Genomic DNA, 24019 nt, shown 5'->3' on the forward strand with positions numbered 1-24019 from the left:
AAGGACGCTGATCATGGCCCTCGACAAGAATTTTGACGCCGCCCAGGCCGAAGCCCGCCTCTATGCCGCATGGGAAGAGTCCGGTGCCTTCAAGGCCGGTGCCAATGCCTCGCGCAAGGAAACCTTTTCGGTCATGATCCCGCCGCCCAACGTGACAGGATCGCTGCACATGGGCCACGCGTTCAACAATACATTGCAGGATATTCTGGTGCGTTGGCACCGGATGCGCGGCTTTGACACGCTCTGGCAGCCCGGTCAGGACCACGCCGGTATCGCAACGCAGATGGTGGTGGAACGCGAACTTGCCAAAGACGGCAAACGCCGCACCGATTTCACCCGCGAGGATTTCACCGCCAAAGTCTGGGAGCAAAAGCAGAAGTCTGGCGGCACAATCATCGGCCAGCTTAAACGTCTGGGCACCTCGCTTGATTGGTCACGCAACGCCTTCACCATGTCCGGTGCCCCCGGTGCCCCCGCGGGCGAGGAAGGCAACTTCCACGACGCCGTGATCAAGGTCTTCGTGGATATGTATAACAAGGGCCTGATCTATCGCGGCAAGCGTTTGGTCAACTGGGACCCGCATTTTGAGACCGCGATTTCCGACCTCGAAGTCGAATCCACCGAAGTCGACGGCCACATGTGGCACTTTAAATACCCGCTGGCCGATGGCGCGACCTATACCTACGTCGAGAAAGACGAAGACGGTAACGTGACGCTTTCCGAGGAACGCGACTATATCTCTATCGCGACGACCCGCCCTGAAACGATGCTGGGCGATGGCGCGGTCGCGGTTCACACCTCTGACGAGCGCTATGCGCCGATCGTTGGCAAGCTGTGTGAAATCCCCGTCGGCCCTAAGGCGCAGCGCCGCCGTATCCCGATCATCACAGACGAATACCCCGACAAGAATTTCGGCTCGGGCGCGGTCAAGATCACCGGCGCGCATGACTTCAACGACTACGGCGTCGCCAAACGTAATAATATCCCGCTCTACGCGCTGATGGACACCCGCGGTGCCATGCGCGCCGACGGCCTGCCCTATGACGCCGCCGCCGCACGCGCGGCCGCCATCGCTGAAGGCCGCGAAGACGCGCCCGCGGACGCGACAGAAATCAACCTCGTCCCCGAAGAATACCGCGGCCTCGACCGGTTCGAGGCGCGCACCAAGGTCATTGCCGACATCACCGCCGAAGGATTGGCCGTCATGGTGCCGCCAACCGATCCACGCCTTGGCAAACCCGTCAAAGCCCCCCTCGCCCCCGAAGAAGGCGGCGAAGAGCGGGACGAGACGCTGGTACCACTGGTCGAGCCCAAAAAGATCATGCAGCCTTTCGGCGACCGGTCGAAAGTGGTGATCGAACCGATGCTGACCGATCAATGGTTTGTCGAGACCTCGAAGATCGTGCAACCCGCCATCGACGCGGTGCGCAACGGCGAGGTACAGATCCTGCCCGAACAGGACCGCAAAGTATACTTCAACTGGCTGGAAAACATCGAACCCTGGTGCATCTCGCGCCAATTGTGGTGGGGGCACCAGATCCCTGTGTGGTATGGGCCAAAGAAGAAAGACGGTTCGTACGATTACCGAGAAAGTGAAGCGTTCTGTGCATCCTCAGAAGCTGAGGCTATGAAGATCGCGCAAAGTTTCTACGGCGATCACGTAAAGATTGGCGTGGAACCTGAGGGGGCCAGAGAGCCCTACGATCCCAATTCGACGGTAGTCGAAATTCGCCGCGACCCTGATGTGCTCGACACGTGGTTCTCCTCGGGCCTCTGGCCCATCGGCACGCTCGGCTGGCCAGAACAGACGGATGAGCTGGCGAAATACTTCCCCACCTCGGTGCTGATCACCGGCTTTGACATTATCTTTTTCTGGGTCGCCCGGATGATGATGATGCAATACGCCGTGGTCGATCAAAAGCCGTTCGACACCGTCTATGTCCACGCGCTGGTGCGCGACGAGAAGGGCAAGAAGATGTCCAAATCGCTTGGCAACGTGCTGGACCCGCTGGACCTGATCGATGAATACGGCGCGGATGCGGTGCGCTTTACCCTGACGGCGATGGCCGCCATGGGGCGCGACCTGAAACTGTCGACCGCGCGCATCGCCGGTTACCGCAACTTCGGCACCAAACTGTGGAACGCCCACCGTTTCGCCGAGATGAACAGCGTGTTCGAGGACAGCGTCGCGGCAGTGACCTACACCAGCCACACCCAGGTCGATCACACGCTGAACAAATGGATCATTGGCGAAACCGCCCGCGTCCGCGAAGAGGTCGACGCCGCACTGGACAACTACCGTTTCAACGACGCGGCCAATGCGCTTTATGCCTTTGTCTGGGGCAAGGTCTGCGACTGGTACGTTGAACTCTCCAAACCCCTGCTGCAAGACGACGCGCCAGAGGCCGCCGAGACTCGCCAGACGCTGAAATGGGTGCTGGATCAATGCCTTGTGCTGCTCCACCCGATCATGCCCTACATCACCGAGGAACTGTGGCAGACCACGGCGACCCGTTCCAAGATGCTGGTGCATGGCGACTGGCCGACCTACAGCACCGCCGAGATGCTGGACGCCGACGCCGACCGCGAACTCAACTGGGTGATCGGCCTGATCGAATCCATCCGTTCGGCGCGCGCACAGATGCATGTGCCTGCGGGGCTCAAAGTGCCCATGGTTTATACCGATATGGACGACGCCGGCCAGACCGCATGGGACCGCAACGAGGCGATGATCAAACGTCTGGCGCGGGTCGAAACCCTTGAGAAGGCAGAGAGCTTCCCCAAAGGCACCGTCTCCATCGCCGCACCGGGCGCGAGCTTTGGCCTCCCGCTTGCGGGGCTGATCGACATCGACGCGGAAAAAGCGCGTCTGCAAAAGTCGCTCGACAAACTGGGTAAAGAAATCGGCGGCCTGAAAGGACGTCTGAACAACCCCAAATTCGCCGCCTCCGCCCCGGCGGAGGTCGTCGCAGAAGCCCAAAGCAACCTTGATGCGCGTCAGGAAGAAGCAGACCAGCTTCAGGCCGCTCTGAACCGTTTGGCCGAGCTGGGATAATCAGCACCGCTTCCAAATGGCATTAAATCCTCGCCGAAGGCAAAAATCTCTTTTGACGCTCCAAAAGATGCCTTCGGCGAGGATTTTTTTACCATTTGGAAACGAATACCGGTCCAAGATACGCCTGCGGTCCTCGCTGGGAAGCAAAGATCGTCCATTTGGAAGGCCCCGTCTGAGCGATCAGTCGGGGCTGACTTTTTTGCGGCGCTAGTCTTTGAAGACCGCGGGGCGTTTGCCGAATTCGGCGGCGATGACTTCCATCTGGTGCGGGCGTCCCAGCAGCGCCGCCTGTTCACGGGATTCCGCGCGCAAAACCTCTGTTTCGGTTCCCGTCTCTGCCAAGGCGGTCAGACGTTTGGCGGCCTTGATGGCGCTTGGACTTTTGCCTGCGATGGTGGTGGCAAGCGCCATCGCGGCGGCCAGCGGGTCTTCGGCGATCTGGGTGATGAGCCCCCAGCGTTCGGCTTGCTCTGCCCCGATGGGTTGCGCGGTATACGTCATCAGGCGCAGCACGTCGCCGCGCACCAGTTTGGGCAGCAGGACCATGCCGCCCATGTCCGGGACGATGCCCCATTTCATCTCCATCACCGCCATTTCGGTATCAGGGGCCGCGATGCGGATATCGGCCCCGAGCGCGAGCTGCAGGCCTGCGCCGTAGGTCTTGCCATGCAGCGCCGCGATCACTGGCACGCCGACGCGGGTCCAGACCATCGCGACCTCTTGCCACTGGTTGGTGGTGCCGTCGCCATGGGTGCGCGTCATCATCCGTTCCGTCGGGTCGCCGCCCGCCAGCGCCCCCATATTGCCGATGTCGATGCCTGCGCAGAACGCCCGGCCCTCGCCCGAGATCACGACGACACGCGCGTTCGATGCAGCGACCTCGTTTCCGGCGGCGATGACGGCGTCGATCATATCCTGATCAACGGCATTCATTTTATCGGCGCGGGTCAGGCGCACATGGGCGATGTGATTGTCATAGGTGACGGAAACGCGGCTCATTGGGTTCTCCTCGAATTTTCGTCAGTTTGGGCATGAAGCCTGCGTGTTGCAAAGCGAAACGCTACGGCACCCAAAACCGCGTGCGGGCATGCTGATGTCACTTGCCCGAAGCATGGCAGATGCAGTAGCTGATCCCCATGACACAGTATCGCCTCACCCCGCTTGCCGACGCCCTGCCCTCTACCGTGCCCTTTGTCGGCCCCGAAACGCAGGAGCGCGCCATGGGGCGCGCCTTTGATGCGCGGTTGGGGGCGAACGAGAACGTCTTTGGCCCCTCTCCCCGCGCGATAGAAGCGATGGCGCAGGCCCAGCAGTGGATGTACGGCGATCCGGAAAGCCACGACCTGCGCGCAGCCCTTGCGGCGCATCATGGTATCTCGCCCGCCAACATCATCGTGGGCGAAGGGATCGACGGGTTGCTGGGCTATCTGGTGCGGCTCATGGTGACGGAGGGTGACGCGGTCGTGACCTCGGACGGGGCCTATCCGACATTCAACTATCACGTGGCAGGCTTTGGCGGTGTGCTGCATAGGGTGCCCTATGCCGGTGATCACGAGGATCCTGCGGCCCTATTTGCCAAAGCTGCCGAGGTAGATGCCAAGCTGGTCTATCTGGCGAACCCCGACAACCCCATGGGCAGCTGGCATGAAGGGCCCGTCATTTCCAGCGCGCTGGAGGCATTGCCGAAGGGCTGTCTGCTGGTGCTGGACGAGGCCTATATCGATTGCGCCCCCGAGGGCACCGCCCCCGATCTTGTCGCCGATGACCCGCGTCTGATCCGGATGCGGACCTTCTCCAAGGCCCATGGTCTGGCGGGGGCGCGGGTTGGCTATGCCATCGGCGCACCGGATTTGATCACAGCCTTTGGGAAGGTGCGCAACCATTTCGGGATGAACCGCGCGGCCCAGGCCGGGGCGCTTGCAGCCTTGCAGGACAGCGACTGGCTGGCCCATGTGCAGGCTCGAATCGCTGAGGCGCGGGACCGGATTGCGCAGATCGCTGAGGATAACGGGTTGGTTGCCCTTCCCTCTGCCGCGAATTTCGTGGCGATTGATTGCGGGGCGGACGGCCGCTTTGCCAAGGCGGTGCTGGACGGTTTGGTGGCGCGCGGCGTCTTTGTGCGCATGCCCTTCGCGGCACCGCAGAACCGCTGTATTCGGGTCAGCTGTGGCACGCCAGAAAACCTTGATGCCTTTGCCGCGGCGTTGCCGGGTGCCCTTGAGGATGCGAAAAAAGGCTGACGTAGCGCATATCCCGCCTATGCTGGGCCATGATCCAGTTGCGAGGTGGCATCATGCGCTCTTCCGACCGCGGCCAATCGGCCCCTAACTATACCAGCGCCTGCGTCGTGATGTTCGGCGTCAATATCCTGTGGGTTTTCGTTGTGATCTGGGCGCTGTGGGGCTTGCTGGCGGTGGCGCTGTCGGGCTGGGCCGTCAATGCCATGATCGATCGCATAGCCGCGCGACGGGGCTAGGCCCCGCCGATCACCTTCGCCGCCGCCTCTAGCGCGCCGGAGCCGCGTTTGATCCCGAGCGCGGACATCCCGGCCTCTATCCCGCCGAGCATCCCCATGATCATCTGACCGTTCACGTGCCCCATGTGGCCCAGACGGAAGAAACCGTGGCTTTCGGGGCTGCCCTTGGGGGCCATGCCCAGACCGATGCCGAGGGTCAGGCCGATGTTGCCTTCGACCCAGTCGCGCAGCTCCGTCGCATGGGGGGCCTTGAGCCGCAGCGCTGTCACCGCATGGCTGCGCAAAGCGGGATCGGCGATGTTCAGGGAAAGATCGCCCTCTGCCCCCCACGCGTCACAGGCCGCCCACACCGCGCGCGCCAAGGTCTCGTGACGCTGCCAGACGGCCTCCAGCCCCTCGTCGTGGATCATATCCAGCGCCGCGCGCAGGCCGTAGATATGGTGCGTGGGGGCTGTGCCGCAGTGGTACTGGTAGAACTCCTCGGGATTGGCGCGCGGGGTCCAATCCCAGAAACGGCTGACCCGTGGCATCGCATCGCGCACCGCAGCCGCACGGTCGTTAAAAAAGACAAAGCTCACGCCGGGCGGGACCATTAGCCCCTTCTGGCAGGCGGTGACCATGACATCGGCCCCCCAATTGTCCATCTCGAAGCGGTCGCACGCAAAGGACGCGATACAGTCCACCATCAGCAGCGCGGGGTGATCCGCCGCATCCAGCGCCGCGCGCAGACCGGCGATGTCGTTGACCACCGAGGTCGAGGTATCCACATGCACAGCCAGCACGGCTTTGATCTCGTGGTTGGTGTCCGCCTCAAGGCGATCGGCGATCCGGTCGATGTCCATTGTGGATTGCAGGCCGAAATCCATCACCTCGACGTCTGCCCCGATCCCCGTGGCGGCATCGCCCCAGCCGTGGCCGAACCGCCCTGTCGCGGGCACCAGCACCTTGTCACCGGGGGCTACGACATTGCTCAGCGATGCCTCCCAGGCGGCGTGGCCGTTGCCAATATACATCGCCACATGATGCTGCGTGCCCGCGATACGGCGCAGATCTTCCATCAACGGCGGCATCATATCGACGATCTCACCGGCATAGATATTGGGGGCCGGACGGTGCATCGCGTTCAACACAGCCTCGGGCATGACCGACGGACCGGGGATCGCGAGGTAGCCGCGCCCTTGGGACAAGTTGGGAAGTTTCGGCATGACACGGGGGCCCTTCAGCAGGAAAAATCTCTTGCAACTTATCCGCAGCCAGCGCCGCGTCAATCACACAAAGCGCGCAGGCAGCTTGCCCTGCCTCTAAGGGCTGCGTAAACCCGTAACTGTATATGCCCAAAGGAACCGGCCTTTATATGAGTGATGTGACCTATACCTCGCGCGAACTGCTGACCTGGCTTTGGCGCGACTATCTGAAAAAGCATATGTGGGTGCTGCTTGTCGCGATCATCTTCATGTCGATCGAGGCCTCGACCATGGGCGGGTTGGCAAAGCTGATGCAGCCGATGTTCGATCAGGTGTTCGTTGCTGGAGAGAAAGGCGCATTGCTGTGGGTTGGTTTGGTGCTGGTGGGCATTTTCGTCCTGCGCGCCGTGTCGGGTGTGGTGCAAAAGGTGCTGCTGACACGCATCAAGCAGAAGTCGGCGGCTGATATGCGGATCGATCTGCTGGACCGGATGATGGTGCAGGACGGGGCCTTTCACCAACAGAACCCCCCGGGGTTTCTGATCCAGCGCGTGCAATCGGATGTGAATGCCATCGGGTCGGTCTGGCAGGCGGTGATCACCGGTGCCGGTCGCGACTTGATCGGGCTGATCGTGCTGCTCGGCGTCGCGATCTCTATCGACCCGGTCTGGGCACTGCTGGCCTGCATCGGCTTGCCGCTGATGGTCATGCCCGCAGCATTGGCGCAGCGCTTTGTGCGCGCGCGGTCGCGCGAGGCACGGGATCTGGGCGCGACCCTGTCGACACGGCTAGACGAGGTTTTCCACGGCATCGTGCAAATCAAGCTCAACGCGCTCGAGAAGTATCAGGCCAAGCAATACCGCGACCTGACCAGAACTTATATCCGCACCGAGGTACGTGCCTCTTTCGGGAACTCGGCCATTCCGGGGATGATCGACATCATCTCGGGCCTCGGGTTCATGGCCGTGATCCTTTATGGCGGCAACGAAATCATCGAGGGCGAAAAAACCATCGGTCAGTTCATGACCTTCTTTACCGCGATGGGGTTCACTTTTAACCCGCTGCGCCGTCTGGGCGCGATCAGCGGGTTGTGGCAGACGGCCGCTGCCGCGCTGGAACGTCTGAAAGAGCTGATGGACGAGCCGGTACACCTCACCTCGCCCGCCAAACCCACGCCTGTGCCCACCACCCCACCGCATATCGCGCTGGAAGGGGTGAGCCTGTCTTACGGGGATGCCAAGGTGCTGGACAATCTCACGCTGCACGCGGCGGCGGGCGAGACGACGGCGCTTGTCGGTGCATCTGGCGCGGGGAAATCCACGATATTCAACCTGTTGACCCGTCTGATCGACCCACAAGAGGGCAACGTCAGCATCGCGGGCGTCCCCCTAACAGAGATGGACATCCCCGCGCTGCGCGGCTTGTTCTCTGTCGTGACGCAAGAGGCGCTTTTGTTTGATGAAACCCTGCGCGAGAATATCGTATTGGGCCGCGAGAATGTATCTGACGAAGAGCTGCAGCAGGCGCTGGATGCGGCGCATGTGTCGGACTTTTTGCCCAAACTTGAACACGGGCTTGAAACCCGCGTCGGCCCGCGCGGCTCTGCCCTGTCGGGGGGGCAGCGCCAACGTGTCGTGATTGCCCGCGCCCTGCTGCGCAACACACCGATCCTGCTGTTGGACGAAGCCACCAGCGCGCTGGACGCGCAGTCAGAAAAAGTCGTGCAGCAAGCGCTGGACCGTCTCTCGCAGGGGCGCACCACCTTGGTCATCGCCCACCGTCTGTCTACCATCCGCGGCGCGGATAAGATCGTTGTGATGGACCGCGGCCGCGTCATGGACGAAGGCAAACACGAAGACCTTCTGGCCCGTGGCGGCATCTATGCCGATCTCTATCGGCTTCAGTTCGAGGATGGAAAAACCGTCAGCGACGGGCGCAATCTAGCGGCGATGCGGCGCATGGAACGCGGCCTCAAACCTGTCGAGCCGAACCTGCTGCAACGTATCGGGCTCCGGCTGTTCGGCAACTAGGCCACCCCCCGGCACGCGGGTCACTTGGCATAGCCCTCGGCCAGCTTGGCCGGGGCCACCCCTGCGAAATAGCGGATCAATGTCCATAGGTTACGCGCCCCGCGACGCAACCAGCCCTGCCGCGCGTATTTGTCGGCCGACGTTACCGCGGTGACCTCCAGCCCCAGCAGATGGCCGCGCAAGGCACGCGCCAGCGCCACATCCTCCATCAGCGGCTGATCAGGATACCCACCAACCGATTGATAAAGCGCACGTGGCAGCAGCAGCCCCTGATCCCCATAGGGAAGCCCCAAACGGCTACGCAGGTTCGCCCAAGCGGCCACCGCTTTGCCGGCCATGCCGCCTTGGTCAAATTGAAGCTGGCACCAGCCCGCTTTATGCCCCTGCAGATGCGCGGTGACGGGCCCCGTCCACCCCGGTGCCAGCCGCGTATCGGCGTGTAACACCAGCAGCCAGTCGGATTGCGCTTTCGCACAGCCGCGCCGCAACTGTCCGCCCCGCGATGCCGGACCGCTGACGATCTCTGCGCCCCACGCTTCGGCCAATGTCAGGGTCATGTCGGTTGATCCCCCGTCGCTGATGATCAGCTCGCGAATGAGCCCTGCCTCCAGCCCCTCCATCAGGGCGGTTAGGCAACCGGTCAGGGGCGCTTCGGCATTCAAGGTCGGAATGACAACAGATATAGGCGCGCGCATGGTTGCCCCTTTCAGCTTCGAACTGCGCTGCTATATGTCATGTTAACCATTGAAAGGACAAGCGATATGACCAGCCGCCGCATCCTGAGACTGTCAGGCCCCGACACCCGCGAGTTTCTGCAGGGCCTTGTGACCAACGATATCCGCAAGCTGGATCAGGCCCCGATCTATGCCGCGATCCTGACGCCCCAAGGCAAATTCATCACCGATTTCTTCCTGTCCGCCGACGGGGACAGCGTTTTGCTGGACGTGGCCGAGGCGGATGCCGACGCGTTGGTGCAGCGCCTGACCATGTACAAGCTGCGGGCTGATGTCACCATAGACGCGACCGGATTGCATCTGCACCGCGGGCTAGAGAGCGCACCGGACGATGCCTATAGCGACCCCCGCGATGCCCGCATGGGCTGGCGCGCCTATCGCGACACACCGCAAACCGATGACACCACGGATTGGGACGCGCTGCGGGTGACCTATATGATCCCTGAAACCGGGGCAGAGCTTACCTCGGACAGCTTTATCCTCGAAATGGGGTTCGAGCGGCTGAACGGCGTGGATTTTCGCAAGGGCTGCTATGTCGGACAAGAGGTAACGGCCCGCATGAAACACAAGACCGAGCTGCGCAAAGGCTTGGCCCAGGTCGAGATCAGCGCGCCAGTAGAACCCGGCACGGACATCACCGCCGATGGCAAACCTGCTGGTACGATCTTTACCCGAACCGGCACCCATGCGCTGGCCTATCTGCGGTATGACCGCGCCAAGGCGGCGATGCAGGCGGGGGATGCCACGGTGACCATGGTGACCGACGGCTAAGGCCCCGCGGCTGCCCTGCGCAAATATTAGGCAGCCCGAAATGACAGCGTGCGCAGTCTGTCGGAAAAGTTGCATATCGGCAACAAATACCCGTGATTAGGGAGATCCGAGGCTCCCAAATCCAATACCCCGCCTGCCCCGCAACGCAAAAGAGCCCCGGCATTCACCGGGGCTCTGCACTGCAGCGAAGCTATGACGTAGCGTCACACCAGAGCTTACGCGCGTTCGGAATATTCCATCGTTTCGGTGTTCACGATGATCTCTTCGTCCTGTCCGACGAAGGGCGGCACCATCACTTTGACGCCGTTATCAAGCACCGCTGGCTTGAAGGAATTCGCCGCTGTCTGGCCTTTGACGACCGGTTCAGTTTCGACAATTTTACAGGTTACTTTTTGTGGCAAGGACGCGTTCAGCGCCTCTTCTTCGTGATACTCGACCACAACCATCATACCGTCCTGCAAGAAGGGGCGACGCTCTCCCAGAAGCTCGGCTGAAAGCTGCACTTGCTCGTATGTTTCGGTGTCCATCAGAACCAGCATACCTGCGTCTTCATACAGGAATTGTTGGTCTTTTTGCTCTAGCCGGACCTTTTCAACCTTGTCGGCGCTGCGGAAGCGTTCGTTCAGTTTCGACCCGTTGCGCAGGTTGCGCATTTCGACCTGAGCAAAGGCACCGCCCTTGCCCGGTTTGACATGATCGACCTTGACCGCTGCCCAGAGACCACCGTTATGCTCGAGCACATTTCCTGGCCGAATTTCGTTCCCGTTAATCTTTGGCATGTATCAGCACCATAGCAATGAAGTTGAAGAGAGATTGGACCGACCTATATATATCAACGTCGACCCCCGCAAGACAGCGCACCCGATGCTGCAACCGCGAAAGCCATGCAGTAAATGCATGAGTGTTATGCAATAAAGGTGTATCCGAATCGAGCTCTTTCGGTCATAAGGAACCCCACGCCTAAATGACAAGAGCAAGAATAATAGAAAGGACGACGAGATGAAAGATTTCGTTGATGGCACTGCCTTTAACAATGAACAAGGTAACCGTGCCCGCAAACTTTTCGCAGCTGTGGTACTGGCTGCATTGGACGATGCGATTGCCGATGACAAGAAATACGGCAACGGTCCTGAACAGATTGCCCGTTGGGCCCGCTCCCGCGATGGCCGCGAAGTATTGAGCTGCGCGGGCATCGACCCCAACGAGCGTGTTGTCGAAGGTCTGATGGACTTTGTTGGCAAAGGTGTCCGTACCTCTGTCGCCCTGTCCCGCGAAGAGTCCGAGCGTCGCCACGCTGCACAACAGGCTGAAGCTGCCTGAAGACTGCCAAAAGTTTGAACAAAAAGACGCGGCTCACGGGCCGCGTTTTTTTTGGCTAAATGCGATTGTGCTATGCCGGAAAGCGTCGCGCCCGCCTGATGCGCAAAAGGGCAAGGTGTGACACCCTGCCGCTTACCTGATGCGTTGCGCCGAAACGGTAAAGCCCCGACAGTGGCGGATTTCTGCGAGAGCGCTGGGGTCTTGAATCTAGGTCGTAGCGACAAAGCTAGCGTTCGCTGAGGCTGCGCGATCAGGAAAAGTGCTCGCGCTGCTTTCCAAAAAAGATGGGGAGTAGAATTTATCTGCGCATGAACTTCTGGCGAGCTTCACGAGCAATATTGTATCGCAGTTCAAGGCGAGCGAGTTCAGCCATCGCTTCCTTCCGTTCAGGCCCGTTCGCAAGCGTGGCGAGGTGGCTCTGATGCGCAGCCATCTTCTTCTTGAGTTCGATTTCTTCCGGCACGACACCGGCTTGAGCCATAATGCGGAACCCCGCAGCTTCTCCCGCATCCACAAAAGCATCTGCTGAGCGATCAGGCAGTGGTTTGCCTTCGCCCTCAAGACCTTCAAGCTGACCTTGCAGCTTCGCCTTCTGTATCTGGCGCTCGATGAGTCTCTGAAGATTTCGGATCATGCTGACCAATAGCTCAGTGTTGAGGTAACGGATACTACGGGCTCGAAGCGGACGTTGCGGCGGCGGCGTCTTGGCCTGAGCTGCAACACATCTGGTAAAGGGGGCTTGCGTGACACCCTGCCCCTTTATCCGCAAAGATGAGCCTTCGCGCTAAAGGCTCTTTATTCCAGATCTTGCGACGTCAGGGCGCGGTGAATTTCACGGCGCACTAGTTTGCGGACGTTGCGGGTGATCCGTTCACCCAAGGCCCCCTGCAGCTCTGTTCGCACGATTTCAGACACCAGATCACGCAACATCTCTTCGTCCAGATATTCATCCGGCCCGAACCCGAGCGTCGCATCATCATCCTGCGCCGTTTCGGCAGGGGCGTCGGTGGTATCGGTCACAGTCGCATCTGCTGCGGTCACACGGGTGGCAAAGGGGCCGTCCACAACACGATCTTGGGGTTCGGCACGCTCTTGAGGTGCATGGGACTCGACAGGATCGTGCCAGCCCATATCCTCGTCCAGCAGGGCCTCTTCCGCATCGTTTTGGGTGGCATCGGACACAGGCGCGCCGGTGGCGTCGAATTCAACGTCGTCTTCCCAGGCCATCGCGGGGTCTTCGCTGCCGGAATAATCGCTTTTGCCGGGCTCGTCAGGTTCCCAGTTTTCGGGAATGCGGCTGATCGCTGTTTCGAGGGCAGCGATTTTCGCGCTCAACCGGTCCGGCGTCGGTGGAACGTCATCGACCAGCTCGGATGAGCCAAGGTTGAGCATATCGGTGGAGTATGCCGCAGCACGTGGCGCGCTAAAGGCCAGCTTGCGCGGCGGCTCGGCCGTATCCTGCGGCTTGCCATCCCCTGCGGGCGTGGCGAACTGAGCGCGAAAACGCGGTTCGCGTCCAGAAATAAACTTAAAATCTTCGGCAACTTGATTGCGATCCGAGGCGGACAAATCCGCCTCCTCGTCCGTCTCAACGTCCGTATCCATGTCCTGCATCGCATCCTGATAGGACGCCGACCGGGGCTGAACCGCCTCTGGCTTCGCTTCTTTCCGAGGGGCAGCCACAGGCGCGTCATTGGACACGCGCAAAGACGGCGTCAGCACAAGTTTCTCTTCAATCGCAGGCGCTTCCGACGGCTTCTGCGCCGGTTTGCGATCTTCTGAGACCAGACGGCGGATCGAAGACAGAACGTCTTCGACCTCTGCATTTGTGACGGTTTCGGACATATTTAATCACCACTCGTTCTTCGCGAATAGTCTAACCCGAAGGTTGGCTTCTCACAATGGGGGTGGTGAAAATGTCAGTCTTTTTGCAGCGCCTTCAGCACACGATCCAACTGCTTCCCCTCTTTGGAGTATTTTGTCGGGCCGTCCTTAACCATATTATAATAGGCGGATGGATCATAGATTTGCACCGGCAGTTTCAGGTCCTGCGCGGTCAGCTGACCCGTCGCGGAGAGCACGGAATAGGCCGCAACATAAAGCTGCGATTGCGCTGACACACGGGCAGAACGGGCGTCGAGCAAGGATTGCTCTGCGTCCAACACATCAAGTGTGGTGCGCGCGCCCAAGCTGGCTTCCTCGCGGATACCGTCAAAGGCGATCTGTGCCGCGCGGACCTGACGCTGGGAGGCTTCGATCTGCGCCCGGGCAGAGGCAAGCCCCGCATAGGCATCGCTGACCGCGCGCTCCACGTCTTTAACCACCACGTGCAGATTGCCGCGCTGTGCGTCGCGCTGCGCATGGCTTTTGCGAACACCGGCCGACAAGGCACCGCCTTGATAGATCGTTTGCCCGACCTGAAAGCCGATCGACCCGCTGCGTGTCGAAGCTTGGGAATCAAACGTCTCAGTCAGACCATAAGACCCCTGCACCGAGACATTGGGCTTCAGCGCGGTTTCGTTGCTGCGTACCAGCAGATCGGCAGCCGCGACCTGGTGCTGGACGGTCAGGATATCGGGGTGCTGACGCACCGCCAGTGCCTTGGCCGTGGCGATGCTGTTGGACAGTTTCGGCAGGCTTGGTGGCGGGCTTAGACGACCGGGCTCACGCCCCACGGCCACCTTGTAATAAGCTTTCGCGCTGATGAAATCGCCCTGCGCACCGGCAAGATTGCTCCGCGCGGCGGCCAGCTGTGCTTCGGCAAGCGATACGTCGGTGCGGGTCACCTCCCCCACTTCGAAACGGTCACGGGCGGCGCGCAATTCCTGCGTCAGAACCCGTACGTTATTCTCGGCCAGAGAGACAAGCTGCTGCGTCTGGATCACGGTCATATAAGCATCAACAGCGCGCAGCAGAATCTGCTGTTCGGCGCTGACCAGCGTTTCGCGCGTGGCAAGCACGGTTTCTTTCGCCGCCTCGATCGAATAGCGCGACGACCCGAAGTCATAGACCAGCAGCGACGCCACAAGGTTCACCGATGTCGTCAGTGAATCGGTAGAGCTTTTGAAACCCGCCGGGATGGTGCTGGTGCCCCCGCTGACCGACCGGTTATAGGATTGCGTCAGGTTTCCCGTCCACTGCAGCACCGGCTTGAGCGCGGATTTCGCGATCGCCACATCTTCGTCTGCGGCGCGCAACACGGCGCGGTTCTGGTCCAGCAGGCCCGAGTTGTTATAGGCCCCGACCAGCGCATCGGCCAACGTCTCTGCCTGTGTGGCCATCGGTGCCAGCAGCCCCAAACCGACGCAGGACGCCGCGATCATGCTGCGGACGGACCGCATCTTGCCCGTATTCATCATATTTCACACTCCATCGGTGTCACTGCATCTGCCGTCATCTGCAGCAGTTCTGATAGCTTAAAGCTGGAATTCTTTCGCGCGGGTAAACCCGTCCAGGACAGGTGCGGCGGCGTTGAAACTTTTGCGCCAGCTGATGCCACGTTCGCTTTTGTAGCCCAAACGCACCTCGCCCAGCGGGCCGTCCATGAACAGGCAAGCGATCCGCCCGCCATCCTTGAGCTGCGCCAACAGCGCTTCGGGCACGTCGGCGACGCCGCCTTGCACGATCACCACGTCATAGGGCCCATGTTGCTGCGCCCCTTCGGCCAGCGGGCCGTGGTGTACGATGACATTGTCGATATCCGCGTTGATCAGGGTTTCCTGCGCTTCTTTCGCCATCTGCTCGTCATCCTCGACGGCGACGACCGCTTCGGCCATATGTGCGATCACGGCAGAGGAATAGCCGTAGCCACAGCCAATATCGAGCACCAGCTCGTCATTCTCGACCCCAAGATCGTCCAGCATCTTGGCCAGCGTCCGCGGCTCAAGCAGCACGCGTCCTTCGCCCAAGCTGATGTTTTCGCCCAGATAAGCTGCCTCGCGGCGGGCCACCGGCACAAAATCCTCGCGCGCCACCTTGAGCATCGCATCAATGATCGGGAACTTGGTAACATCCGAAGGGCGCACCTGAGTATCAACCATCATGGTGCGGCGGGCTGTGAAATCTGTCATCAGCTAAACTCTTTCGTTCAGTTATTTGTCTCGTGAGATGCCACATCACCGCCCGCCGGGCAACGGCCAGTCGGGTCAATAGGCGCAATTTTCCGTGTTTGGCGGATAATACGGTTAAAACATAGAGGATGCCATAGCCACGACGCATGCCACGCGCGACCAGCCTGTGAGAAACGTGATTTAGAGAGGGAAATATAGTGGAGGCGAGTAGGAGAATCGAACTCCTGTACACGGATTTGCAATCCTTCTGACGCCTCTGAAATCAAAGAAGAAAACTGTAAACTACCCCCCCTTGAGGGCGTCCGAAAATCAACGGGTTACGGCGCGACTGTAAACCGAAAAAAGCCGTCGAACCTCGGCGCTTTCATGAAGCCGGATCACAAGCGCATGGCCCGCGTGATCGGCTACATCCTGACTGTCGGCGGCGCTGACGCTTGGGCGGGCTTCACGACCGTGACAAAGGCCCGGCTGACGGTTGAAGAGCGCGCCGCCTTGGCATGGGCTGCACTTCGGTCGCTCGATACGTCAGAGCAAGCTGAACAGATCGCCAAGACTGTCTTGAGCTTTGCAGAATACCCGCTGCCCACGTTCATGAACCCGATGCCAGACGCGCGCCTTTGGGCTTCCTGCGCCAGTGCTGAGGAACTCAAGGCCTACGCGCTTGCAGCGCATGACGCGATGACGGTCCGAGATCAGATGGCTTTCCGCAACTATATTTCAGAAGTGGAGATCGCGGCATGAAGATGCACCTCCATAGATCTTACGTTTCTGCTCAACTGCCCTTCGATTTGGATCTGGTGAAACTTCATCTCCGGGTTGCTGACGACGATGACGACAGCGCCATCTCTTATATCGCAAAGACGGCAGCAAGGGAGATCGAGCAATTCGCGCAGATCGCATTGTTGACGCAAACCATCAGCGTGACGCTGTTTGATCCAACGCTTGACCGCATCCTGACGCTGCCCATTGGACCTGCTGCCGATGATGCAATCACGACAGTGACCGTCGAAGGTGAGCCGTTCACAGCATTCACGTTCTTTGGCGGGATCCGCCCGTGCATGTGGTTCAGGCCAGAATATCGCCACACAACACCCAGCCAGGTCACGATCGAGTATCAGGCGGGGTTTGGTGATGATGCGTCGAGCATCCCGCCTGACCTTGCGCAAGCCCTCATGGATCAGGCTGCGCTGCACTATGACGGCAGGTCGCCGATGGATGCCAGGTCGCTGACCACATCACCACACATGGCCCGGATCGGGGCGCGGTATCGCGGGGTACAGCTATGACCGACAGAGAGCTTGAGGAGGTGCTGACGTTCCGCTGGCCGCTAGTCATGCGCAGGACGATGGCGGGGACGGACGAATGGCTCAAGGGCTTTGTGCGCTCGATCGCCAAGCACGGGAAGCGCCCAAGGTGGCGGCCCACGGCCAGACAGGAACAGATCATGCGGCGGCTGGTGTCAGAGCTTGGCACCACGCCAGAGCGTGACGTTGAGCTGATCGAGAGATGAAAAGAAGAAAGCCCGCCGTCTCACCGGCAGGCTTATGCGGCAGATGGCGTTCACGGGTTAGCCGGGTCTGCCGCATCTAAGTGCTACCGGGTAACGGGCCACGGCACAAGGGCAGCTATTCCGCGTCATGCGGTCTCTCCAAGCCCCAAGGCCCCACTGCCACCCTCTACGGCGGTGAACATGGGAGAGCGGACTGTGCCGAGGGAAAGGCAGGTCTGACCTAAGCGGCGGCCCGGCTCGGTTGGCAGGCAAGATCGCGATGGTCGGGGCGGGATGCGGGTTTTCAACCCCGCTCAGTAACCCGCTTTCCGACCATCACAGCGAACCCTCTCCATTGGCAGAGGGACAGAGAGACACACGCGAGAGGCGACACGATGACAGAGGCAGCGAAGAAAGAAAGAACATGGCGCAAGGCAGATGGCTCGATCCTTCCGCCTGCGCCGCGTCGTTCGCAGCATCACACGCCTGACCTCTTTGAATTAGGTACCAATGCCGCGACTTTGACAGACACGGGGGACCGACGATCAGAGTTAGCAATTTTCGCGCCCGAAGCGGAAGCCGAAAACTGGACCCCGGCGGACAAAGCTATGCATTTCATGCATGGCCTTCAAATTCCAGAGGGTCCGAACGCCGGAAAGCCCGTTACGCTGGCCCCGTTTCAGCGGCAATTCATTGAAGGCGCAATGGCCCCCGAAACTGCCAACGCCATTCTAAGCATCGGGCGCGGCAACGGAAAATCCGCTATAACGGCGGGCCTTGCCCTCGGCGGTCTGATCGGAGTTTGGGACCGTCAGCCCCGCCGCGAGATCATCGCAGCCGCACGGACGCGGGATCAGGGTCGGATCATCTGGGATTTTGTCGCGGGCTTCATAGCCAGCCTGCCTTTGGAGATCCAGCGACACTTTATTTTTCGGCGGGCCCCACGGCTTGAGATCGAATACCAGGGCGACGGTGGCGGGCATATTCTGCGCGTCATCGCGGCGGACGGGAAGTCAGCACTCGGCGGCGCACCGACGATGGCCATTCTTGACGAACGCGGGCATTGGGCGCTTGATCGGGGCGATGAACTGGAACATGCCCTTCTGTCAGGCTTGGGCAAGCGTGAAGGCCGCGCCTTCCTGATCAGCACAAGCGCCAGCGATGACACGCATCCTTTTTCACGATGGATAGATGACCCTTCGACCGGCTCATACATCCAGGAACATCGGCCCGCGCCTGGACTGCCTGCGGATGATGTAGAAAGCCTGCTGATCGCAAACCCCGGCGCACCGCATGGCATCGGTGGCAATATCGAATGGCTCGAAGGACAGGCAAAGCGCGCCATTGCCCGAGGTGGTTCAAGCCTCACAAGTTTCCGGCTCTACAACCGGAATGAACGCGTGGCAGGCGACAGCCGGGATCTGCTGATTACGCTGGACGAATGGCTGGGCTGCGAAACCGACGATCTGCCTCCACGTCAAGGCGGCGTCGTGATCGGCATCGACCTGGGCGGCTCGGCCTCGATGACCGCGGCGGCGTTCTATTGGCCCGAAACCGGCAGGCTCGAATGCAAAGGCACGTTTCCGTCTATGCCGAGCTTGCTGGATCGGGGGCAATCTGACGGCGTGGCGGGTCGCTATGTCGAGATGCAGGACCGGGGCGAGCTGTCTGTTCTCGGAGACAAGACAGTGCCAGTCGCGCCTTGGCTGGTCGAGGTGATGCGCCACGTCGAGGATCAGCCCGTCATCTCGATCACGATGGACCGGTACAAACAGGCCGAACTAGGCGAAGCAATCAACCGCGCCGGGATCCGCGCCCCGTTGGTCTGGCGTGGCCAGGGCTTTCGGGACGGCGGCGAAGATGCAGAGCGATTCCGGCGTGCAGCCTTCGACGGGCTGGTGAAAGCCCAACCGTCGCTGCTGTTGCGGTCGGCCTTTATGGACACGGTCTGCCTGCGCGACCCGGCGAACAACATCAAGATTGCAAAGGCCCGATCGACGGGCCGGATCGACGCAGCGGCTGCATCGGTGCTGGCCGTCGCACAGGGCGCGCGTATTGCGGCCCAGCCCAAAACGAAAGCGAGGATGCAATGGTTTTAAACGCTGGAAAGCTGGACAGACGGGTGCAGTTTCTGCGCGCCGAGTTGATAGATGACGGCTTTGGAAATGTGCAGGGTCCGTTTAAGCCTTTGGGGTCGCCTGTCTCTGCATCGAAGCGCGACATTAGTGATGCCGAGCGTTTCAGCGCCGGACAGGTGCAAGCCACCATCACCACGCGGTTCATTGTCCGGTGGAGCAGTTTCATCATCGGCATCAAGCCGTCTGACCGCCTTTCCTGCGAAGGCCGCGAATATGACATCACCGGAATCAAAGAAACGCCGGATCAGCGCCGCCGAATGCTGGAGCTGACCTGTTCGGCGAGGGCTGACGGATGACCGTCCGGCGTGATCATCACCGCTTTTCCAAGCGTGTCACCAGAACGAAACGCTGGCAGGTGCTGCGCGCCGAGATCCTTGAGCGTGACCGGTACCGCTGTTGCTCATGCGGCTGCGGCGGGCGGCTCGAAGTGGATCACGTCAAGCCCGTCAGGACGCACCCCGAGCTGTCCTATGAGCCGCGCAACCTTCAGGCGCTTTGCCCGAGTTGCCACACCCGAAAGACAAGGATCGAGTGCGGGCATCCCCCGCCCCGAAAAGACCGTCAGGAATGGCGGCAAGCTATCGAGGCGCTATCGCGTCCCGGTGAACGCAGCATCATCACAAAGGATACCAAAGATGCTTAGATCAGTAGAAATCGCCCGCCGTCAGTCGGAGATCCGCCAAAACCTTGCGGAGCTGGCGAACAAGGAAACCCCGTCAGAGGACGAAATCCGCAAAATGGGTGAACTCGATATCGAATATCGGGCCAACGAAACCAAGTACCGCGCGGCATTGATCGCCGAGGATACCGAACGCCGGGATGCTGGCAGCGAACTGGAAACCCGTTCGAGCCAGGAATGGGCGGATCTCATGGCCGGTTTCGAGATGCGCCAGGTCGCGCTTGCCCTGGACGAAGGTCGCCAGCTTGACGGCCAGACCGCCGAGATCGTGACAGAGCTGCGCAATGCAGGCGGTTTCCGAGGCATTCCCGTACCATGGCAAGCACTCGAAACACGGGCCGGTGAAACTATTGCGGGTGGCACACCGAACCCGATCCAGACCCGGCCTATCATCGACCGCTTGTTCCCTGACAGCGTAGCGGCCCGCATGGGTGCGCAGATGATCAGCATCGAGGCGGGCGCGATCGAGTGGCCGGTGACCACATCGGCAGTAACGGCGGGGTGGGCTGCATCCGAGACCGGCAATGTCGCGGGTCCGACCGTCTATGCCACCACAGACCGCGCCATGTCGCCAGATCACAATCTGGGCATTCAGATGCGTATCACGCGCAAGGCTCTGAAACAGTCGGGCGCAGCGCTGGAACAAGCGGTGCGCCGGGATATGAACGGGGCAATGGGCGCGGCAATGGATCAGGCGGCGTTCCTTGGCACTGGCGCAGACGGCCAACCACTCGGCGTCATCACGGGTGCTGCAACCTACGGCATCACAGCGACAGCGATCGACGCGCTGGCAAGCTGGGGCGCATTCCGTGCCGCGGTTACCCGGTTCATGACCTCCAACGCCGCGGGGTCGCCTGACGCGGTGCGCAGCCTGATCCGGCCCGAGTTGTGGGACTACCTGGACGGCGTCCTGATCGACGGCACGGCGGTTTCGGAATGGGACCGCTTGGTCAAGAACCTGCCATCGGCCAACATCGCGATGACGAACAACGCACTGGCCGCACCATCCGGCACCCCTGCTGCAACCTCGGCGTTGCTGACCACGGCGGCGGGCGGCGTGGCCCCGATCTTCATCGGTGCATGGGGCGCGGTCGATATGATCCGTGACCCCTACAGCGATGCGCAGTCTGGCGGTTTGCGGATCACGGCGCTGGCAACCATGGACGTGACCGTCGCGCGCCCGGTTCAGCTCGAGTTGCTGACCGGCCTTGAGCTGGCCGCTGCATAATGCTCTGGGGCGCTCATACCGGCAGCCTTGAGCTGCGCACCGAGGGCGGAGAAATCCGCCTTCGGGCAACCTTCCCATATGGTCGGGAAACCGTGCTGGCCGAGCGCATTGGGTCCGGTCGTGAGCGTCGAGAGATGATCGCGGCCCGCGCCTTTGCCGATCGGATCGAGCGGGGCGAGGACGTGCATTTTCTGGCCGGCCATGACTTCAACAAGCCACTGGCATCACGTTCCGCCGGCAGTCTGACCCTGACCGAAAACGACGACGCCTTGACGATCGACGCGACGATCAGCGCAGAGATGGGGCAAGTCAGCTATGTGCGCGACTTTTTGACCTCTCATGCCGCTGGCCTTGTGCGTGGCCTGTCCCCCGGCTTTCGGGTGCGCCCAGGTGGCGAAACGGTCGAAGAGCGCGGCGGCGCAATCCTTCGCACGATCCGGGCGGCTGACCTGATCGAGATCAGCGCCGTGACAAAACCGGCTTATCCGCAAGCCCAGATCGAGGCCCGCAACTGGCAACCCATTGGCGAGGTCGCAAAGCGCATGACGCACAGACCTGCCGCAATCCGGTGGAGATAACTATGCTCGGATGGATCAAGAACAAACTGCGCCCGATCGAGACGCGATCGAGCGGCAGCGGATACACCGCCCAGGTGATGGCCGCGCGTGACAGCTACATCAGCGGGCGGCGCGGTGTGGCCGAGCTGACCGCCACTGTGCAAAGCTGCGTCAGCCTATGGGAAGGCGGCTTTGCGATGGCAGACGTGTCAGGCACGGATCTGCTGACCCGTCAGAACATGGCAATAATCGCCCGCGCCACGGCCCTGACCGGCGAAGCGGTGTTTCTGATCACGGATCTGGGCCTTGTGCCTGCGACCGATTGGGACGTGACCACCCGCGACGGCCGACCCCGTGCTTACCGGCTTTCCATCCCCGAGGCGGGCGGCGGTCGGACCGTGACTGCCCTTGCCGCCGAGGTGCTGCATTTGCGCATCGGGTCCGACCATCTGACCCCATGGATCGGGACGGCACCCTTGCGCAGATCCAGCCTGACCGGCGCGATGCTACATGCGGTCGAATCCGCCCTGGCAGAGACATTCGAGAATGCGCCCCTCGGCTCTCTGATCGTACCCTTGCCAGACACGGGTGCCGACGACATGGCCACCATGCGCGCCGCGTTCAAAGGGCGGCGGGGATCGACCCTTGTGATCGAGGGTGTGGCCCAGGCGACGGCAGCGGGCATGAACCCGACGATCGGGCAGAAACCGGATCAGCTTTCGCCGGATCTATCGAAGAGCATGACGGACGAAACCCTGTCAGCGGCCCGTGAGGGAATCGGCATGGCTTACGGCGTCCTTCCGTCATTCTTCAATCGTGCGGCAACCGGCCCCGTGATCAGGGAGGCACAACGTCAGCTCGCAATCTGGACGCTACAGCCGATCGCGGCGCTGCTGGCAGACGAGGCATCAATCAAGCTGGGGGCAGAGGTCACAATCGACACCATCCGCCCCTTGCAAGCCTTCGACGCAGGCGGACGTGCGCGGGCATTGTCAGCGATCATCAAGACACTGGCAGAGGCCAAGGCAGCGGACATTGCCCCGGCTGACGTGTCAGGTGCGATGCGCATGGTCGATTGGGAGAGATAGGCAGGGTGCGCCTTGGGGTTTTTCATCATTTCCTTGCCCTAAAGCACCCCGGATCAGTCAGCGAGTGCCGAAAAACCCTGACAGCGCGCGGCCTGTTGTTCAGCGGGCGCGGCGTGCACCCTTTCAGTGCCACACTGAAACGAGACCAATTGTGGCTCCGACTAATCCAGTTAGCGTCCCCACTACGGTTGCCAGTAGTGTGACCCAGCGTGAAAAACTCTCAAAACGCCGCTTACGCACTTGATCTATCGTTTTGGATAACTCGAAGATTCCTTGGTCATTTAGGAAGCGACAGCTGGCGTGATATGTACGATCTGCCCAGAGAGAGTTTTCCGGTTCCTGACCATCGCGAGTTGCCAACGGTACCGGAATATCTAGCTTTCGACAGTCACTAAGAACCCTATTTGATCGCGCGACTGCCCATTTATCAAAAGCGATCTCTTCCTCTAAATAATCTCCGCTGTCGACTCTTTGGGTCTTCTCTAATGCTATTCGCAGCTTGCGTTCGTTCCAAGCCGAGCTTCCTGGCAACTTCATGTCTGGTCACCTTTTTTCAGCCGAACCCCCGCCCCACCACCATTCTCCGCGATAAATTCGACTCCGAAATGCTCAAGTGCAGAACGGATCGCTTTGATTGCGTCGGCCGATGCGGCAGGCCTTCCGGAGCCTTCTGCTCTCTTTAGCGTCATTGTGGATACTTCTGCGGCCTCCGCTACTGCGGTTTGCGACAAGCCGATTAGTGCGCGGGCAGCTCGAATTTGGTTTGAAGTTATCATTGGCTCTTGTTCTAAATGGAACAGTACGGTATGTTCTTATTAGAACAATACATCAATCAGGAGACCCTGACAATGACCAAAGAACGCGTTTGCGCGAACAACCCCACCATGTCACGTCGCATCCTTTTGACCGCATTGCCGGTCGCGGGCGCTTCTTTAGCGTTGCCGTCGTCCGCTCAAGAAGCGGACAGCAAAGCAATCCTTGAAGTGATTCGGGAGTTGGAAGATTGGAAGCCATGGGAAATCTCAAGCGTGGTTGCTGCCAAGCTTTATGCGGCCAACCGAATCCGCGAGGCCTTAGATTTAGAAACGCCTTTTCTCGAAGATGCTTGGCGTCACATAAACTATCAGGCTGCGACTTATGACGGTTATATCAGGGCTTCGCGGTATCGGCAGGCCACTGCCTAACTGATTTAAAAACTTT

General features: G+C 60.6%; 24 protein-coding genes and 1 tRNA gene. 16 read left to right on the plus strand and 9 right to left on the minus strand.

Annotation, left to right across the window (positions count from 1 at the left end; all coding sequences use genetic code 11):
• The first annotated feature begins 13 nt into the window (after positions 1 to 13).
• A complete protein-coding gene (locus tag EE36_RS02810; protein WP_005849305.1) occupies positions 14 to 3055 on the plus strand; it encodes a valine--tRNA ligase in 3042 nt (1013 codons plus the stop codon).
• A gap of 207 nt (positions 3056 to 3262) precedes the next feature.
• Here the strand turns inward: EE36_RS02810 and EE36_RS02815 are convergent, their stop codons facing one another.
• Positions 3263 to 4054: a crotonase/enoyl-CoA hydratase family protein gene (locus EE36_RS02815; protein WP_005849306.1), complete on the minus strand. Its 792-nt coding sequence runs from the start codon at positions 4052 to 4054 to the stop codon at positions 3263 to 3265.
• 137 nt (positions 4055 to 4191) lie between these two features.
• Here EE36_RS02815 and EE36_RS02820 point away from each other — a divergent pair, with 137 nt between their 5' ends.
• Positions 4192 to 5295, plus strand: a complete 1104-nt coding sequence (locus tag EE36_RS02820) for a pyridoxal phosphate-dependent aminotransferase (protein WP_005849308.1) — start codon at positions 4192 to 4194, stop codon at positions 5293 to 5295.
• A gap of 53 nt (positions 5296 to 5348) precedes the next feature.
• Entirely contained in the window at positions 5349 to 5531 is a 183-nt protein-coding gene (locus EE36_RS02825; protein WP_037954492.1) for a hypothetical protein, read from the plus strand.
• On the opposite strand, the gene EE36_RS02830 is transcribed toward EE36_RS02825, so the two are convergent.
• Positions 5528 to 6736, minus strand: a complete 1209-nt coding sequence (locus EE36_RS02830; protein ID WP_005849311.1) for an alanine--glyoxylate aminotransferase family protein — start codon at positions 6734 to 6736, stop codon at positions 5528 to 5530. The two genes, EE36_RS02825 and EE36_RS02830, sit on opposite strands and share 4 nt — an antisense overlap.
• Before the next feature lie 149 nt (positions 6737 to 6885).
• Here EE36_RS02830 and EE36_RS02835 point away from each other — a divergent pair, with 149 nt between their 5' ends.
• On the plus strand, positions 6886 to 8745 hold the full coding sequence (locus EE36_RS02835; protein WP_005849313.1) for an ABC transporter ATP-binding protein: 1860 nt from the start codon (positions 6886 to 6888) through the stop codon (positions 8743 to 8745).
• A gap of 20 nt (positions 8746 to 8765) precedes the next feature.
• Here EE36_RS02835 and EE36_RS02840 read toward each other — a convergent pair whose 3' ends face one another.
• A complete protein-coding gene (locus EE36_RS02840; protein WP_005849315.1) occupies positions 8766 to 9440 on the minus strand; it encodes a TIGR04283 family arsenosugar biosynthesis glycosyltransferase in 675 nt (224 codons plus the stop codon).
• Positions 9441 to 9506: 66 nt separating this feature from the next.
• Between EE36_RS02840 and EE36_RS02845 the strand changes: the two genes are divergently transcribed.
• A complete protein-coding gene (locus tag EE36_RS02845) occupies positions 9507 to 10250 on the plus strand; it encodes a folate-binding protein YgfZ (RefSeq protein ID WP_005849317.1) in 744 nt (247 codons plus the stop codon).
• 215 nt (positions 10251 to 10465) lie between these two features.
• On the opposite strand, the gene efp is transcribed toward EE36_RS02845, so the two are convergent.
• The gene (efp, locus tag EE36_RS02850) at positions 10466 to 11029 is read right to left on the minus strand and encodes an elongation factor P (protein WP_009825091.1); all 564 of its coding nucleotides are present in this window, start codon (positions 11027 to 11029) and stop codon (positions 10466 to 10468) included.
• Positions 11030 to 11249: 220 nt separating this feature from the next.
• Here efp and EE36_RS02855 point away from each other — a divergent pair, with 220 nt between their 5' ends.
• On the plus strand, positions 11250 to 11570 hold the full coding sequence (locus tag EE36_RS02855; RefSeq protein ID WP_005849321.1) for a DUF6280 family protein: 321 nt from the start codon (positions 11250 to 11252) through the stop codon (positions 11568 to 11570).
• A 298-nt stretch (positions 11571 to 11868) separates the two neighbouring features.
• Here the strand turns inward: EE36_RS02855 and EE36_RS02860 are convergent, their stop codons facing one another.
• The 5 genes from EE36_RS02860 to EE36_RS17445 all read right to left on the minus strand — a co-directional run bounded on the left by EE36_RS02860 (position 11869) and on the right by EE36_RS17445 (position 15903).
• Positions 11869 to 12204: a DUF1992 domain-containing protein gene (locus tag EE36_RS02860; protein ID WP_039912143.1), complete on the minus strand. Its 336-nt coding sequence runs from the start codon at positions 12202 to 12204 to the stop codon at positions 11869 to 11871.
• A 161-nt stretch (positions 12205 to 12365) separates the two neighbouring features.
• Positions 12366 to 13415, minus strand: coding sequence for a hypothetical protein (locus EE36_RS02865; protein ID WP_005849324.1), 1050 nt, complete (start codon positions 13413 to 13415; stop codon positions 12366 to 12368).
• Positions 13416 to 13489: 74 nt separating this feature from the next.
• Positions 13490 to 14929 (minus strand): TolC family outer membrane protein, encoded by a 1440-nt coding sequence (locus EE36_RS02870; protein ID WP_005849326.1) that lies wholly within the window; start codon positions 14927 to 14929, stop codon positions 13490 to 13492.
• Positions 14930 to 14986: 57 nt separating this feature from the next.
• Positions 14987 to 15640 carry a protein-L-isoaspartate O-methyltransferase gene (locus EE36_RS02875; RefSeq protein ID WP_005849328.1) on the minus strand — a complete coding sequence of 218 codons (654 nt, stop codon included), beginning with the start codon at positions 15638 to 15640 and terminating at the stop codon, positions 14987 to 14989.
• Between the two features lie 198 nt (positions 15641 to 15838).
• Positions 15839 to 15903, minus strand: a tRNA-OTHER gene (locus tag EE36_RS17445).
• Between the two features lie 124 nt (positions 15904 to 16027).
• Between EE36_RS17445 and EE36_RS02880 the strand changes: the two genes are divergently transcribed.
• The 10 genes from EE36_RS02880 (at position 16028) to EE36_RS02925 (ending at position 24003) form a co-directional block, all read left to right on the plus strand.
• Positions 16028 to 16381 (plus strand): hypothetical protein, encoded by a 354-nt coding sequence (locus EE36_RS02880; protein ID WP_156785521.1) that lies wholly within the window; start codon positions 16028 to 16030, stop codon positions 16379 to 16381.
• Positions 16378 to 16926 carry a phage head-tail connector protein gene (locus EE36_RS02885; RefSeq protein WP_005849332.1) on the plus strand — a complete coding sequence of 183 codons (549 nt, stop codon included), beginning with the start codon at positions 16378 to 16380 and terminating at the stop codon, positions 16924 to 16926. Before EE36_RS02880 ends, EE36_RS02885 begins: the two co-directional genes overlap by 4 nt.
• Positions 16923 to 17150 (plus strand): hypothetical protein, encoded by a 228-nt coding sequence (locus EE36_RS02890; protein WP_005849334.1) that lies wholly within the window; start codon positions 16923 to 16925, stop codon positions 17148 to 17150. Before EE36_RS02885 ends, EE36_RS02890 begins: the two co-directional genes overlap by 4 nt.
• A gap of 374 nt (positions 17151 to 17524) precedes the next feature.
• A complete protein-coding gene (locus EE36_RS02895) occupies positions 17525 to 19228 on the plus strand; it encodes a terminase TerL endonuclease subunit (protein WP_005849336.1) in 1704 nt (567 codons plus the stop codon).
• The gene (locus EE36_RS02900) at positions 19219 to 19563 is read left to right on the plus strand and encodes a phage head closure protein (RefSeq protein WP_005849338.1); all 345 of its coding nucleotides are present in this window, start codon (positions 19219 to 19221) and stop codon (positions 19561 to 19563) included. The genes EE36_RS02895 and EE36_RS02900 overlap by 10 nt, the downstream gene beginning before the upstream one ends.
• Entirely contained in the window at positions 19560 to 19910 is a 351-nt protein-coding gene (locus tag EE36_RS17260) for an HNH endonuclease (protein WP_005849340.1), read from the plus strand. Before EE36_RS02900 ends, EE36_RS17260 begins: the two co-directional genes overlap by 4 nt.
• On the plus strand, positions 19903 to 21174 hold the full coding sequence (locus EE36_RS02910) for a phage major capsid protein (protein ID WP_005849342.1): 1272 nt from the start codon (positions 19903 to 19905) through the stop codon (positions 21172 to 21174). The genes EE36_RS17260 and EE36_RS02910 overlap by 8 nt, the downstream gene beginning before the upstream one ends.
• Positions 21174 to 21752 (plus strand): HK97 family phage prohead protease, encoded by a 579-nt coding sequence (locus tag EE36_RS02915; protein WP_005849345.1) that lies wholly within the window; start codon positions 21174 to 21176, stop codon positions 21750 to 21752. Before EE36_RS02910 ends, EE36_RS02915 begins: the two co-directional genes overlap by 1 nt.
• A gap of 2 nt (positions 21753 to 21754) precedes the next feature.
• Complete coding sequence (locus tag EE36_RS02920; RefSeq protein ID WP_005849347.1) at positions 21755 to 22819, plus strand: phage portal protein; 1065 nt, start codon at positions 21755 to 21757, stop codon at positions 22817 to 22819.
• An 848-nt stretch (positions 22820 to 23667) separates the two neighbouring features.
• Complete coding sequence (locus EE36_RS02925; protein WP_156785522.1) at positions 23668 to 24003, plus strand: hypothetical protein; 336 nt, start codon at positions 23668 to 23670, stop codon at positions 24001 to 24003.
• Positions 24004 to 24019: the final 16 nt, after the last annotated feature.

The organism is Sulfitobacter sp. EE-36, assembly GCF_000152605.1.
Taxonomy (GTDB): Bacteria; Pseudomonadota; Alphaproteobacteria; order Rhodobacterales; family Rhodobacteraceae; genus Sulfitobacter; species Sulfitobacter pontiacus.